General features: G+C 68.8%; 16 protein-coding genes. 10 read left to right on the top strand and 6 right to left on the bottom strand.

The window, feature by feature from the left end:
• The 3 genes from QZ847_RS15140 to QZ847_RS17020 form a co-directional block, all read left to right on the top strand.
• Positions 1–576, top strand: a 576-nt coding sequence (locus QZ847_RS15140) for an SDR family NAD(P)-dependent oxidoreductase (protein WP_294358008.1), incomplete at its 5' end; no start/stop codon positions are given.
• Positions 577–657: 81 nt separating this feature from the next.
• Positions 658–1,140 (top strand): M20/M25/M40 family metallo-hydrolase, encoded by a 483-nt coding sequence (locus QZ847_RS17025; RefSeq protein ID WP_366930204.1) that lies wholly within the window; start codon positions 658–660, stop codon positions 1,138–1,140.
• Entirely contained in the window at positions 1,134–1,937 is an 804-nt protein-coding gene (locus tag QZ847_RS17020) for a M20/M25/M40 family metallo-hydrolase (protein WP_366930203.1), read from the top strand. Before QZ847_RS17025 ends, QZ847_RS17020 begins: the two co-directional genes overlap by 7 nt.
• Here the strand turns inward: QZ847_RS17020 and QZ847_RS15130 are convergent.
• The gene (locus QZ847_RS15130; protein ID WP_294358005.1) at positions 1,905–2,249 is read right to left on the bottom strand and encodes a hypothetical protein; all 345 of its coding nucleotides are present in this window, start codon (positions 2,247–2,249) and stop codon (positions 1,905–1,907) included. The genes QZ847_RS17020 and QZ847_RS15130 overlap by 33 nt on opposite strands.
• Positions 2,250–2,353: 104 nt before the next feature.
• On the opposite strand from QZ847_RS15130, the gene QZ847_RS15125 reads away from it, so the two are divergent.
• From QZ847_RS15125 to QZ847_RS15110, 4 genes are read left to right on the top strand one after another with little or no spacing between them, the layout of a single operon-like run.
• A complete protein-coding gene (locus QZ847_RS15125) occupies positions 2,354–3,022 on the top strand; it encodes a TetR/AcrR family transcriptional regulator (RefSeq protein ID WP_294358003.1) in 669 nt (222 codons plus the stop codon).
• A 4-nt stretch (positions 3,023–3,026) separates the two neighbouring features.
• Positions 3,027–3,479 carry a DUF2721 domain-containing protein gene (locus tag QZ847_RS15120; RefSeq protein WP_294357999.1) on the top strand — a complete coding sequence of 151 codons (453 nt, stop codon included), beginning with the start codon at positions 3,027–3,029 and terminating at the stop codon, positions 3,477–3,479.
• A gap of 57 nt (positions 3,480–3,536) precedes the next feature.
• Positions 3,537–4,706 carry an MBL fold metallo-hydrolase gene (locus QZ847_RS15115; protein WP_294357997.1) on the top strand — a complete coding sequence of 390 codons (1,170 nt, stop codon included), beginning with the start codon at positions 3,537–3,539 and terminating at the stop codon, positions 4,704–4,706.
• Positions 4,707–4,742: 36 nt separating this feature from the next.
• Positions 4,743–4,925 carry a hypothetical protein gene (locus QZ847_RS15110; protein WP_294189446.1) on the top strand — a complete coding sequence of 61 codons (183 nt, stop codon included), beginning with the start codon at positions 4,743–4,745 and terminating at the stop codon, positions 4,923–4,925.
• A gap of 38 nt (positions 4,926–4,963) precedes the next feature.
• Here the strand turns inward: QZ847_RS15110 and QZ847_RS15105 are convergent, their stop codons facing one another.
• Positions 4,964–6,094 (bottom strand): zinc-binding dehydrogenase, encoded by a 1,131-nt coding sequence (locus QZ847_RS15105; RefSeq protein ID WP_294357995.1) that lies wholly within the window; start codon positions 6,092–6,094, stop codon positions 4,964–4,966.
• 37 nt (positions 6,095–6,131) lie between these two features.
• A complete protein-coding gene (locus tag QZ847_RS15100) occupies positions 6,132–7,823 on the bottom strand; it encodes an amidohydrolase (RefSeq protein WP_294357992.1) in 1,692 nt (563 codons plus the stop codon).
• Between the two features lie 45 nt (positions 7,824–7,868).
• Between QZ847_RS15100 and QZ847_RS15095 the strand changes: the two genes are divergently transcribed.
• Positions 7,869–8,576, top strand: a complete 708-nt coding sequence (locus QZ847_RS15095; protein WP_294357989.1) for a DUF4163 domain-containing protein — start codon at positions 7,869–7,871, stop codon at positions 8,574–8,576.
• A 23-nt stretch (positions 8,577–8,599) separates the two neighbouring features.
• On the opposite strand, the gene QZ847_RS15090 is transcribed toward QZ847_RS15095, so the two are convergent.
• Positions 8,600–9,439: an NAD(P)-dependent oxidoreductase gene (locus QZ847_RS15090; protein ID WP_294357987.1), complete on the bottom strand. Its 840-nt coding sequence runs from the start codon at positions 9,437–9,439 to the stop codon at positions 8,600–8,602.
• 44 nt (positions 9,440–9,483) lie between these two features.
• Positions 9,484–9,807 (bottom strand): hypothetical protein, encoded by a 324-nt coding sequence (locus QZ847_RS15085; protein WP_294357984.1) that lies wholly within the window; start codon positions 9,805–9,807, stop codon positions 9,484–9,486.
• A gap of 100 nt (positions 9,808–9,907) precedes the next feature.
• On the opposite strand from QZ847_RS15085, the gene QZ847_RS15080 reads away from it, so the two are divergent.
• The gene (locus QZ847_RS15080; RefSeq protein WP_294357982.1) at positions 9,908–11,164 is read left to right on the top strand and encodes a threonine ammonia-lyase; all 1,257 of its coding nucleotides are present in this window, start codon (positions 9,908–9,910) and stop codon (positions 11,162–11,164) included.
• A 131-nt stretch (positions 11,165–11,295) separates the two neighbouring features.
• Positions 11,296–12,072 carry an arginyltransferase gene (locus tag QZ847_RS15075; RefSeq protein WP_294357979.1) on the top strand — a complete coding sequence of 259 codons (777 nt, stop codon included), beginning with the start codon at positions 11,296–11,298 and terminating at the stop codon, positions 12,070–12,072.
• 3 nt (positions 12,073–12,075) lie between these two features.
• On the opposite strand, the gene QZ847_RS15070 is transcribed toward QZ847_RS15075, so the two are convergent.
• Positions 12,076–12,879: a transglutaminase family protein gene (locus tag QZ847_RS15070; protein ID WP_294357977.1), complete on the bottom strand. Its 804-nt coding sequence runs from the start codon at positions 12,877–12,879 to the stop codon at positions 12,076–12,078.
• Between the last annotated feature and the right edge of the window lies 1 nt (position 12,880).

Raw genomic sequence — 12,880 nt, 5'->3', positions numbered from 1 at the left:
GCCGCCGCGAACGGCCGCCGCATCGACGTGCTGTGCGCCAACGCCGGTCGCGGGCTCGGCCACGGCTTTCTCGACCAGAAGGTCGATGACTGGCGCCACGTGGTCGACACCAACATCACCGGCACCGCCTATCTGCTCCAGCGCGTGCTGCCCGACATGGTCACGCGCAACGACGGCAAGGTGCTCGTCGTCGGCTCGGTCGCGGGCTACATCCCCGGCGCGTTTCAGGCGGTGTACAACGGGACGAAGGCGTTCATCGACAGCTTCACCGAGGCGCTGCGCAACGAGTTGAAGGACGCGGACGGCGTGACGATCAGCACGCTGATGCCCGGCCCCGTCGACACCGAATTCTTCGCACGCGGCGACCTGCTCGACACGCAGGTCGGCTCCGACCCGAACAAGCGCTCGGCCGAGGACGTGGCGGCGGATGGATGGAAGGCGCTGATGAACGGCAAGCCCTCGATCTTCTCGGGCTGGACGACCAAAATCCAGGGCGTGCTCGCCAATGTCGTTCCGGGTTCGGTGCTCGCCGAGCAGCATCGCAAGATGGCGGAGCCGGGTTCGGCAAACAAATAGCGATCGCGAACAGGTGCGCGCCCGCGTCGTCTTGAGCGGCGCGGGCTTTCGCGTGTGCGCTGCCACGGCTAGCCTCGCGCGATGATCTTTACCCTGCTCTCGCTCGCCGCTGCCGCTACCACGCTGTCTTCCGCCGAGGCGCGGATGCAGGTGACCGTCGCTGCCGAGGCGCCGCGTACCGAGGCACTGCTTGAACGGCTGGTCGAGCAGAACTCGGGCTCGCTCAACCTCGCCGGCGTGACGAAAGTCGCCGAAATGATGCGCGCCGAACTCGCCCCGCTCGGCTTCGACGTGCGCTGGATCGACATGCGCGCGACCGGACGCGCCGGCCACATCGTCGCCACTCACAAGGGCAACGGCCGCGGCAAGCGCGTGCTGCTGATCGGCCACCTAGACACGGTTTTCGAGCCCGACAGCCCGTTTCGCGGCTTCCGACGCGAGGGCACCCGCGCCTACGGTCCAGGTGTTGGTGATGACAAGGGTGGATTGGTCGTGATCGTGGCGGCGCTTCGCGCGATGCAGGCGCCGGGGCGCTTCGGAATGCCGACATCCAGGTCGTGCTGACCGGTGACGAGGAGCGTATCGGGGCGCCATTGGCGCAGGCGCGCGCCGATCTGATCGCCGCGGGGAAGTGGGCCGATGTCGCGCTCGAATACGAGAATGTCGCCACGGAGGGCAGGCGCGACTGGGGGACGACCGCGCGGCGCAGTTCGACCAACTGGGCGATCACGGCGACCGGCGTCACCGGCCATTCGAGTGCGGTGTTCGGCCCCGCGCTCGGCTACGGCGCAGCGTACGAGCTCGCGCGTATTCTCGACGCACTCCGGCGCGAGCTGCCCGAGCCGAACGTCACCTTCAACGTCGGCGTCATGGCGGCGGGCACGCCGGCGGCGCTGGACGACAGCGGCGTGCGTGCGACCGCATCGGGCAAGACCAACATCGTCGCCGCGCAAGCGGTCGCGCGCGGCGACCTGCGCACGCTCTCGGCCGAACAGGACGCGCGCGTGCAGGCGCGGATGCGGGCGATCGTCGCGCGACACCTGCCGCGCACCAACGCCACGATCACCTTCTCCGACGGTTATCCGCCGATGGCGCCGACCGCGGGCAATCGCGCGCTGCTGGCACGGCTGAACAGGGTCAACCGCGACCTGTCGCTGCCCGAAATGCCCGAATACGATCCGGCGAAGCGCGGTGCGGCCGATTCCAGCTTTGTCGCGGCCGATGCCGATACGCTGGGCGGCATGGGTGCGTCGGGCGGCGGCGCGCATGCCGAGGGTGAGTGGATCGACCTGTCGAGCCTGCCGCGTCAGGCAACGCGCAGCGCGATCCTAATCAGCCGCCTCGCCGCCGAGAAGCGCTAAATCCCGACGCGCCCGCTCGGCCCTGACCGCGCCGAAATGCCCGGCAAGGTACCAGCCGAGCAGCAGCCAGCCGACCGCCGAGGTCGCCAGTGCCGCCTCGGGCGCGAGCATCGGCCAGCCGGTCCGCGCCAGCATCAACCCGACCGCCAGATTGCCACTACCCCACAGCATGTTGGTGCGCGGGCTCGACAATCCACGCGCGGGCGGCTTCGCGAACGGCGTCGGAAACGCCTCGCCGCGCAGTCCCGCGGTGAGATGCGGCACGCAGTTCACCAGGAACGCGCCCGCCAGGATCATCCACACATAGCCCATTGCCGCGCACCCTACTTCCTAGAGGCTCAAGCGCCTCGGCGCCGGCGACGTTCCCGCGCCCACGCGCTTGCCGTCGCGCGCGCGTTCGTCGATGCTGGCGGGTGATGCACGCGATCACCCCGCCCGCCACCCGCGGCAACACGACCCGCAACGAGTTGAAGCGCGCCGCGCGCCGGCTGTTTGCCGAGCGCGGGATCGCGGCGGTCGGGATGCGCGAAGTGGTCGAGACAGCCGGTCAGCGCAACGCCGCCGCCGTCCACTATCATTTCGGCAGCAAGGATGATCTGCTGCGCGAGTTGCTGGTCGACGGCGCGGCCCTGATCGATGCCGGGCGCCGCGAGATGTTCGACGCGCTGGAGGCTGAGGGTACGCCAAGCTTGCGCGACGTGGTGCGCGCGATGGTGCTGCCGATTGTCGCGTTCAGCGGCCCGACCGGCGAGCACGAGACGTATTTCCGCTTCATCGTCAACGTGCAGAACGAACGGCGCGCGCTGTTCCGCGACACCGTGCCCAAACATTCCGACGGATTCCGCCGCTTCGTCGCGCACGTCCACCGCCTGCTCGCCCCCCTGCCCGCCGCGACGATCAACCAGCGCATCCTGTTCGCCAGCCTGTCGCTCCAGACCCTGGTCGCCGCGCGCGAGGCGTCGCTCGACCGGCGGGGTAGCGGCGACCATCATTTCTGGAGCCGCGCGGGCGCGCTGGCCGGATTGCTCGACGCGGTGGAGGCGATCCTGACCGGCGCGCGTGATACGAATACGGCAAGGACCTGAGACGATGCCGCTTTACTCCCCCGCCGTATCGACCATCGCCGAGACGATCCAGGTCTCGCTTAGTCCCGTGTTCATGCTCGCGGGCATCGGCGCGTTGCTCAACGTGCTGGCGGGCCGGCTGTCGCGCGTCGTCGACCGCGCCCGCGCGCTCGAGGTGCTGCACCCGCGCTCGACCGGTCACGAGCACGACCGCCACGTTACCGAGCTGCGGCTGCTCAACAAACGCATCGGCATCATCAACGCCGCGCTGTTGATGGGGGTGTCGAGTGCAGTGATGACCTGCGTCGTCGTCGCGCTGCTGTTCATCGCGGCGCTGCTGAAATTCCACATCGGCCAATATGTCGCAGCCGGATTCATCCTGGCGATGCTGCTGCTGATCGCGAGCCTGGTCGCGTTCATGATCGAGGTGCGGGTATCGCTGCGCGCGATCCGCATCCGCGACGAATTGCTGCGCTGACGGGTCCGCTTACGAGACGGGCGCGTTGGGGAAGATCAATCATCGGATGGGCGCGACGTGACAAGAGTGTTGAAAGTTGCGCTGGGCGCGCTGCTGCTGATCGTCGCGGCGGCAGGCCTCGCGATCACGATCGTGCCGCGCTTCCTCGATCGGCTCTATTATGAAGGGCCGGAGAGTGGGCATTTCGACGGCGCGCGCTTCTTCAACCCCGATGGCGAGGACACTGCACGTACGCCCGGCGGCGGCAGTCGCGGCGGGTTCCTGTGGCGACAACTGACCGGCGATGACGGCCGACCGGCGTGGCCGACCAGCGTGCCCGTGCGCGCGAGCAAGCCGGCGGCGCATGTCGAGGGCGATCGGATGGTCGCGACCTGGATCGGCCACGCCACCGTGCTGGTGCAGACGCACGGGCTGAACATCCTGACCGATCCGATCTATGCCGAGCGCGCCGGGCCGTTCGGGTTCGGGCCGAAGCGGGTCGCACGCCCCGCGGTGGCGTTCGACGACCTGCCGCGGATCGACCTCGTGCTCGTCAGCCACAATCATTACGACCATCTCGACAAGGCCGCGCTGAAACGATTGTGGCAGCGCGACCACCCGCGCATCGTCACCAGCCTCGGCAACGATAGCGTGATCGCGCAGACTGGCGCGAGGGCGACCGCGCTCGACTGGGGCGGTCGCGTGCGCGTTCGTCCGGGTGTCGAGGTCGCGGTCACGCGCAACCATCACTGGGGCAGCCGCTGGTTCACCGACCGCAATCGCGCGCTCTGGTCCAGTTTCGTCGTGCGTTTCCCGAGCGGCGGCAACCTGTTCTTCGCCGGCGACACCGGGTTCGGCGACGGGCGCTGGCCAGGCGAGGCCGCGGCGCTGGGGCCGATCCGGCTCGCGCTGATCCCGATCGGCGCGTTCCGCTTCGCACCCGGACAGATGTCGTCGGGCAGCCACATCGGCCCGGCCGAGGCCGCGCTCGTCAATCAGCGGCTGGGTGCCGCGCGCGCGATCCCGATCCATTGGGGCACGTTCCGGCTGTCGTACGAAGGCTATGACACGCCGCCCAGGATGTTGGCCGCCGCGACCCGCTGCGTCGGCGAACGCGGGTTCGATCCGGTACCGCTCGGACAGGCGCAGGAGATTGCGCCCGCGGCATCGCGTGCGCCCGCGCCGGCGATGACGCGCGACGCGATGCTGCGCTGCCTCGATACGCCGGCGGTGCGCGCGCTTCGCTGACGGGAACGATCGCGCGCACGACGCGCTGTCGTCGGCATGAGCAATGACGATCGCAGCAAGATCAGCGACGGTCCGAACGGCCGTCCGCTGGGAGAAAGCATCTCCAGCATGGGGCCGGGCATCCCCGACGACGCGCTGGCACCGGGTGAGGAACTGCCCGTCCCGCCGAGCGACGAGGAAGTCGAGGCCGGCAAACGCGCACTCGGCGCCGACGACTAGGCGCGGTCGCCGCCCGGTGCCGGCGGCGACCGAGACACTCAGCGCGTCGGGTCGATCAGGTACTTCTCTCCGGTCGCCTTGCGGTCGTAGGCGCGGATGACCTCGGGATCGAGCGCTTCGGCGAGGCCAATCGTGCGCGTGTAGTTGCTGGCGAAGGTGGTGGTCAGTTCGTCGACGACGCGCTGCCGCATGCGCCCCACCACCTCGGCCCCGGCGCGCTTCATGAACGGAGTCAGCAGCCAGCCCGACACGCTCCACTGGAACCCGAAGGCGAGCCGGTTGAGCGTCGTCGGCGACAGGTCGAGCGCGCCGTAGATGTAGAGCTGCTTGAAGCTGTCCGAGCCGTAGCGGCTGAACTCGGTCATGTTGCGCGCCGCGGCCTGTTCCATCGCCTGCACGATGTCGCTGCCGAGCGTCCCGCCGCCGATCGCATCGAACGCGACCGTCGCCTGCGTTTCCGCGATCGCGTCGACCAGCTTGCGGCGGAAATCCCCGTCCTTGCTGTTCAGAACATATTTGGCGCCGATGTCGGTCAGGATCTTCGCCTGTTCCTCCGAGCGGACGATGTTGACCAGCGGCATGCCGTCGGCGAGGCAGATCTTCTGCAGCATCTGCCCAAGGTTCGACGCCGCGGCGGTGTGGACTACGCCCTTGTGCCCCTCCATCCGTGCGGTCTCGACGAAGCCCAATGCGGTCAGCGGGTTGACGAACATCGACGCGCCGTCGGCCGCACTCGCACCATCGGGCAGCGGCACCACGTCGCGCGCCTTGAGCTTGCGGTACTGCGCGTACATCGCGCCGCCCATCATGCCGACGCGGCGACCCATCAACGCTTCCGCACCCGCGCCTGCCGCGACGACGGTGCCCGCGCCCTCGTTACCGACCGGCAGCGACTGGCCGAGCCGCGCACGCACCCCGCCCTGCCGCGCCGGTGCGATCTGGAACGTGACGGTCGGGCGATCCTTGCTTCCCGACGTTTGCAGCGTCGACACGTCCGCGGGTCCGAGCAGCAGGCCGAGGTCGGACGGATTGATCGGCGCGGCCTCGACACAGACGACGATCTCGCCCTCACTCGGCGCGGTCAGCGTCGTTTCCGCCAGATCGAGCACCAGCGTACCGTCCTCCTTGGCGGTCGAGCGCAGTTCGAGGCCCGTGAACGTATCCGACATCCGTCTTCTCCTTCTGTGTTGTCTTTGAAGCGAGGCGCTACTTGCGCTCCCACGCCTTCTCGCCGCCGATCCAGGTCTGCAGCACCTGCGTACCGCGCAGCTCGGCCGGGGCAGCGGTGGTCGGATCGCGATCGACGATCACGAAGTCGGCCTTCTGCCCGGGCGCGAGATTGCCGAACTTGCCCTCAGCAAACCCGGCATAGGCAGCACCCCCGGTGAACGCCCACCATGCCTGCTCGCGCGTCACCGCCTCCTGCGGACGCCAGCCGCCCGCGGGCTGCCCGCTCGCATCGGTGCGCGTGAACGCCGCCGCCCATCCGGCCCAGGGATCGGGCCGCTCCACCGGGAAGTCCGATCCGAAGGCAAGCGCCGCACCGTTCGCCAGCATCGTGCGCCATGCATAGGCCCCCGCCAGCCGCGCTTCGCCCAGCCGCGCCTCCGCCATCACGCGGTCGCCGGTCGCGTGCGTCGGCTGCATCGAGGCGATGATGCCGTTCTTGCCGAAACGCGGCAGGTCGGCGGGATCGACCACCTGCGCGTGCTCGATCCGCCAGCGCCGATCGCCCTTGTAGGTCTGCGACAGCTCGGCTATCGCGTCGAGCACCTGCTGGTTGGCGCGGTCGCCGATCGCGTGGACCGCGACCTGGTAATTGTCCATCGCCGCGCGGCTCATCGTGTTCTGCAACTGGTCGTCAGTCAGGAAGCCCAGCCCGCGGTTTCCGGCTGCATCGGCGTAGGGCACCTTCAACCACGCCCCGCGCGAGCCGAGCGCGCCGTCGGCGTAGATCTTGACCCCCTCCAACCGCAGCCGGTCGTCGTACAGCCACGGGGTCGGGCCGGTGCCGCCGATCATCACCGTGGTGTCGATGCCGTGGCCGTAGGACATGATCCGCACGCGCAGCGCGCCGATGTCGCCCATGCGGCGATAGGTCATCCAGTCGTCGATCGTTGTCCCCATGTCGGCGACCGCGGTGACGCCGTAGCCGAGCAGGATCTGCTGCGCCTTGAGGAACGCGGCGGTGCGGTCCTTCGCCGATACCGGCGGCACCGCGCGGTCGAACAATTGCGTCGCCGCGTCGACGAACACGCCCGCGGGGGCGCCACCGGCGGTCTTCTCAATCCGACCGCCGTTGGGGGCAGCGGTCGCGGCGGTGATCTTCGCGGCGCGGATCGCGGCGCTGTTCGCCCAGGCGGCATGGCCGTCGGCGCGCGTCAGGTACACCGGCCGATCGGAGACGACGCCGTCGAGGTCGGCCGCGGTCGGGAAGCGACCCAGCCCCCATTTCTCCTGGTTCCAGCCCGCACCGATGATCCACTGCCGTTCGGGGTTCCCCTTGGCGTAGGCAGCGATCTTCGCCTTCGCCATCTCCAGCGAGGTCGTGTCCGACAGATCGAGCGTCAGCGCCTGTAGCCCCAGTTCGATCACGTGGCCGTGCGCGTCGATCATGCCGGGGACGAGCACGCGTCCCTTCATGTCGGCGCGCCAGTCGTACACCGGCCCCGGGTTCTTCTTCGTCCGCTTGGGCGGTTGCTCGTCGGGCGCGACCAGCCGGACGACGCGACCGGCCTTGTCGATCACCATCGCCTTGAAGCGGATCGTGCGGCCCTGTTTGTCGAGCGTCACGCCCTGCACATTGTCGATCAGCGCATCGGCGAAGGCGGGGGTGGCCGCGACGAGCGCCGCGGCGCAGGCGAGGAGCGGAAGGCGGGAACGACAGCTGGCGTACATACGTCACGCTGTATGATGCGAAGGCAACTTTGGCGAGAGCGGGCGATGCGGGTTCTGGTGATGGTGTCGGTAATGGTCATGGCGACCAGCGTGGCGGCGGCGGAGTCGGTCAAGACGGCCGATTACACCTTCGCCTACCGCTACCCGGCGGAGGCGGCGGCGATCCCACGTCTGCGCGCCAAGCTGGAAGCGGAGGAAAAGGCAATGCGCGCCGCCACCGCGCGCGATGCCGCCGCCGCACGCCACGAGTCGAAGAACGGCAGCTTTCCGTTCCGTGCTTACGATACCGAGAAGACGTGGAAGGTGGTGACGAACACGCCGCGCTTCCTGAGCCTGTCGTCCGATGCGTACGAGTTCACCGGCGGTGCGCACGGCAATCCGTCGTCGGGCGCGTTGCTGTGGGACAAGGCCCGCGGCTTAGCGATCGATCCGAAGCAGGTCTTCACCTCGAAGGCTGCGCTCCAGCGCGTAATCGCGCCGACATATTGCGCGCGATTGAAGGCGGAACGCACCCGCCGCCTCGCCCCCTACAAGGACACGAGCGACACGTTCGCGAAATGTCCGACGCTGGACGAGCTGACGCTGCTGCTCGGCTCGACCGATCGACAGCGGATCAACCGCATCGGGCTGATCGCAGACCCGTATGTCGCCGGTTCCTACGCCGAGGGTGCGTACGAGGTCACGCTGCCGGTCAGCCCTGCGATCCTGGCGACGGTGAAGCCGGCATACCGCGCGACATTCGCGGTGCGGTAGGTGTCGGCCGTGCCTAACTCTGCCTATTTCGGCAGTCGCCTGACCAGCGCGCTGGTGTCCTGGCGTGCACCGCCCATCGCCTGCACCTCAGCGTAGAACTGGTCCACCAGCGCCGCGACCGGCAGCGTCGCGCCGATCCGCTTCGCCTCGTCGAGCGCGAGCCCCAAGTCCTTGCGCATCCAGTCAATTGCGAAGCCAAAGTCGAAGCGGTCCTCGCTCATCGACTGCCAGCGGTTGACCATCTGCCAGCTCTGCGCCGCCCCGCACGAGATCGCTTCCAGCACCTTGGCGAGATCGAGGTCGCTCTTCTGCGCGAAGCGCAGTCCCTCGCTCACCCCCTGCAACACGCCCGCGATGCAAATCTGGTTGACCATCTTGGTCTGCTGCCCTGCGCCCGCCGCGCCGACGTGGACGATGCGCGCCGCATAGGCCTGCATGACGGGTTCGGCCTTCGCCATCGCCTCCGCGGTGCCGCCGCACATGATCGACAGCTTGCCTGCCTCCGCGCCCGCCTGCCCGCCCGAGACCGGCGCGTCGACGACCAGCGCGCGCGTACCCGCCAGCCGTTGTGCGATCGCCGCCGAGACGGTGGTGTGGTCGATGAACACCGCATCGTCGCGCATCGCGGCGAACGCGCCGTTCTCGCCCAGCGTCACCGCCTCGAGATCGTCGTCGTTGCCGACGCAGGTGATCACTGCATCCGCGTCCTTCGCCGCGGCGGCGGGCGTATCGGCGACCGACAGCCCGGTCGCCTCCGCCTTCGCCCGGGTGCGGTTGAACACGGTCACGTCGTGCCCGGCGTCCGCCAGATGGCGCGCCATCGGGGCACCCATGACGCCGGTGCCGATAAATGCGATCTTCATGCGTCGGTCCTTAGCAAGGTCGGATATGGATGGGCCAGCGTGGGTCAACGTGTGCGCGCGCAATCGTCACGCGACACGGTGTAGGCGAGCTGCCGGCCCGGCTGAACGTCGCCGCGGTGGACCTGAACACCGTTGCGGCAGGTGATGCTGAGCACGCCGTCGATCGTCGGGCGAGCCACCCAATATCCCGTCGAGTAGGCGCGCATCGGGCGGCGTTGTCCGTCGCCCTCGATCGCGACGGCGGCGACCAAATGCCGGGGATCGCGCACCACCACGAAGCCGTGCCACCAAAGGTCGAGCGAGGCGTAGGCGATGCCGGCGACGATCACCAAAGCTGCGATCCGAAGCGAGAAGAAGTAGCGCTGCACTCGTTCTTCAATGCCGAGGTGACGGGTCGCGTTCCCCTACCATGTGCGGCCAAATACCGCAGGTGTTCCTCTCGCCCGCGCATTCCGCTACGGCGCGTGGATGGCCACCCAGTTCGCATCCGCCACCCCGTCCTCTGGCACTACGCTCCCCGTCACCTGCGCCGATGTCGCCGCGGCGCACCGGCGGATCGAGGATCAGGTGGTGCGCACGCCGACGCTGATCAGCCGCACACTCAGCGAACTGACCGGCGCGACCGTGTATCTAAAGTTCGAGAACCTCCAGTTCACCGCCGCCTACAAGGAGCGCGGGGCACTCAACACGCTGCTGCAACTCTCCGACGAGGCGCGCGCCAAGGGCGTGATCGCGGCGTCGGCGGGCAACCACGCGCAGGGGCTCGCCTATCACGCCAACCGCCTGGGCGTGCCGGCAACGATCGTGATGCCGCGCAACACGCCGATCGTGAAGGTGACGCAGACCAAGGGCCACGGCGCGACCGTGATCCTGGAGGGCGAGACGTTCGACGCCGCCTACGCGCACGCGCGCGTGCTCGAGGCGGAGCATGGCTACACTTTCGTCCACCCGTTCGACGATCCGCGCATCATCGCGGGTACGGGCACGGTCGCGGTCGAGATGCTGGCCGACGTACCCGAGATCGACACGCTGGTGGTGCCGATCGGCGGCGGCGGGCTGATCTCGGGCATGGCGACCGTCGCGCGCGGCGCCGATCGCGCGATCGAGGTCGTCGGTGTCGAGGCCGAACTCTACCCCTCGATGTACAACCGCGTGAACGGCACGACGATGCCCTGCGCGGGCGATACGCTGGCGGAGGGTATCGCGGTCAAGGAGCCGGGCGGCATCACCTCGATGATGGTGCGCGAGCTGGTCGACGACATCGTGCTCGTGTCCGAGCGGAGTTTGGAGGAAGCGGTCAGCCTGCTGCTCCAGATCGAGAAGACCGTGGTGGAGGGCGCGGGTGCGGCCGGGCTCGCCGCGCTGCTCCAGCATCCCGACCGGTTCAAGGGACGGACCGTCGGCGTCGTGCTGTGCGGCGGCAACATCGACACGCGGCTGCTCGCCAACGTGCTGCTGCGCGACCTCGCGCGGTCGGGCCGGCTCGCGCGGTTGCGCATCCGGTTGCAGGATCAGCCCGGCGCGTTGTTCAACGTCGCGCGTATCTTCGACCAGGAACGCATCAACATCATCGAAGTCTACCACCAGCGCGTGTTCACCACGCTGCCGGCGAAGGGGTTGATCACCGACATCGAGTGCGAGGCGCGTGACCGCGCGCATCTCGACACGCTGGTCGCCGCACTGCGTGGTGCGGGCTATGAGGTGAGCGCGGTCGAGCTCGCCTGAACCTTTCGCGCTGTAGCGCCGAGGCCGCGTTAACCCACAATCGTGGTAAAGCCGCTTTTCACCGTGGCATCCGCGATTCATATGCGTGACATGGGCGTTCAGGACCACGCCCCATTGGAGAATCGTCGGCGGTGACCGCGCCCTTCCGTTTTCCGCGCTTCTTCGTGACGAGCCCGCAGCCGTGCCCGTACCTGCCCGGGCGGCAGGAGCGGAAGGTGTTTACCGAGCTGGCGGGTCCGCACGCGGCCGAGCTGAACGACGCGCTCGGGCGGATCGGTTTCCGTCGCAGCCAGTCGGTCGCCTATCGTCCGTCTTGCGCGGGATGCGCGGCGTGCGTGTCGGTGCGCGTGCTGGCACGCGAGTTCCGCGCCAATGCGACGCAGCGCAAGCTGATGCGCCGCCACGGCCAGGTTGAGATCAGCGCCTGTCGTCCCTGGGCGACCGACGAGCAGTATCAGCTGCTGCGCCGCTACCTCGCTGCGCGTCACCCAACCGGCGGCATGGTGGGCATGGACGAGATGGACTATGCCGACATGGTCGAGCAATCGCCCGTCAACTCGGTCATCGTCGAATATCGCACACCGGCCGATGGCGATACGCCGGGGCAGCTGATCGGCGCCTGCCTGACCGACCGGCAGGCCGACGGCTTGTCGATGATCTACAGCTTCTTCGATCCCGACGACAAGGCGTGGCCGGGTCTGGGCAACATGATCATCCTCGATCATATCCAGCGCGCGCGCGAGGCCGGGCTCGACTATGTTTATCTGGGTTACTGGGTGAAGGGGTCGGCGCGAATGGCGTACAAGACGCGTTATCGCCCGATCGAGGTTCTCGGCCCGCGCGGCTGGTCGCTGCTGGAAGACGAGGCGATCGAACCGGCCTCGGCGCGGGTCACCCAGCCCGCCTGAGCCTCAGCCCTCGCGAGTGACGTTGACCGCCACGTCAAGGCACTCGTCTCCCTCGCCCATCCGCGTTCCCGCCACCGGCGAGGCGCCGACCGAATCGAAGCCGACCGCGACGCGAACGTGGTGCTCCTCGGGCGACAGACGCAGCATCGGGTCGAACCCGACCCAGCCGAGGCCGTCGATCCACGCGTCGGCCCAGCCGTGCGGCGCCGGACGATCGCCGTCGTGGCGGTCGCAATAGCCTGAAACGTATCGCGCGGGCACGCCGCACGCGCGCGCCGCGGCAACGAAGACGTGCGCCAGGTCGCGCGCGGTCGCGGTTTCACGCGCGAACGCGTCCGCGACCGTCAGCCCCGCCTCGGGCCGTCCCCGCGCCAGCGTGAACCGTTCGCCGACCGCACGATTGAGGCGGTGGAGCGCCGCTACTGTGCCCGGCTCTTCACCCAGCACGTCCCGCGCGAACTCCGTGATCGCGGCGTCCGCGCGCGTCATCGGCGTGTCGCGCAGGAACAGTCGCGCGGGCAGCGGCTCCAGCGTGCCGTGCAGCACGCCGTCGGAGTGGCTGGTCACCACCTCGCCCGTCACCGACAGGTCGATCCGCTCGATCGGGCCGTCGATGTAGAGCATCGTGGTCGCGTTGCCGAACCCGTCCTGCCCCTCGGTGATCCGCGCGTCGCAGTCGAGCGCGATGTGCCAGTCGGCGACGATCTGGTCGTGCGTGTTGCGCGGCGTCATGCGCAGCAGCTGCACGACGCGCGCCTGCGGCTCGCTGAAGCGATACGTCGTGCGATGATCGATCGACAGCCGCATC

It is taken from the genome of uncultured Sphingomonas sp. (genome assembly GCF_913778135.1).
In the GTDB taxonomy this organism is placed as follows: domain Bacteria; phylum Pseudomonadota; class Alphaproteobacteria; order Sphingomonadales; family Sphingomonadaceae; genus Sphingomonas.
The sequence above is the reverse complement of the archived record's forward strand: the minus strand, read 5'-3'. Positions and strand labels throughout refer to the sequence as shown.

Bases quoted from the DNA above. Each gene is read 5' to 3' on its own strand.
- QZ847_RS17025 (WP_366930204.1), top strand. From the start codon at position 658: ATGATCTTTACCCTGCTCTCGCTCGCCGCTGCCGCTACCACGCTGTCT.
- QZ847_RS15130 (WP_294358005.1), bottom strand. From the start codon at position 2,249: ATGGGCTATGTGTGGATGATCCTGGCGGGCGCGTTCCTGGTGAACTGC.
- QZ847_RS15125 (WP_294358003.1), top strand. From the start codon at position 2,354: ATGCACGCGATCACCCCGCCCGCCACCCGCGGCAACACGACCCGCAAC.
- QZ847_RS15120 (WP_294357999.1), top strand. From the start codon at position 3,027: ATGCCGCTTTACTCCCCCGCCGTATCGACCATCGCCGAGACGATCCAG.
- QZ847_RS15110 (WP_294189446.1), top strand. From the start codon at position 4,743: ATGAGCAATGACGATCGCAGCAAGATCAGCGACGGTCCGAACGGCCGT.
- QZ847_RS15105 (WP_294357995.1), bottom strand. From the start codon at position 6,094: ATGTCGGATACGTTCACGGGCCTCGAACTGCGCTCGACCGCCAAGGAG.
- QZ847_RS15100 (WP_294357992.1), bottom strand. From the start codon at position 7,823: ATGTACGCCAGCTGTCGTTCCCGCCTTCCGCTCCTCGCCTGCGCCGCG.
- QZ847_RS15095 (WP_294357989.1), top strand. From the start codon at position 7,869: ATGCGGGTTCTGGTGATGGTGTCGGTAATGGTCATGGCGACCAGCGTG.
- QZ847_RS15090 (WP_294357987.1), bottom strand. From the start codon at position 9,439: ATGAAGATCGCATTTATCGGCACCGGCGTCATGGGTGCCCCGATGGCG.
- QZ847_RS15080 (WP_294357982.1), top strand. From the start codon at position 9,908: ATGGCCACCCAGTTCGCATCCGCCACCCCGTCCTCTGGCACTACGCTC.
- QZ847_RS15070 (WP_294357977.1), bottom strand. From the start codon at position 12,879: ATGCGGCTGTCGATCGATCATCGCACGACGTATCGCTTCAGCGAGCCG.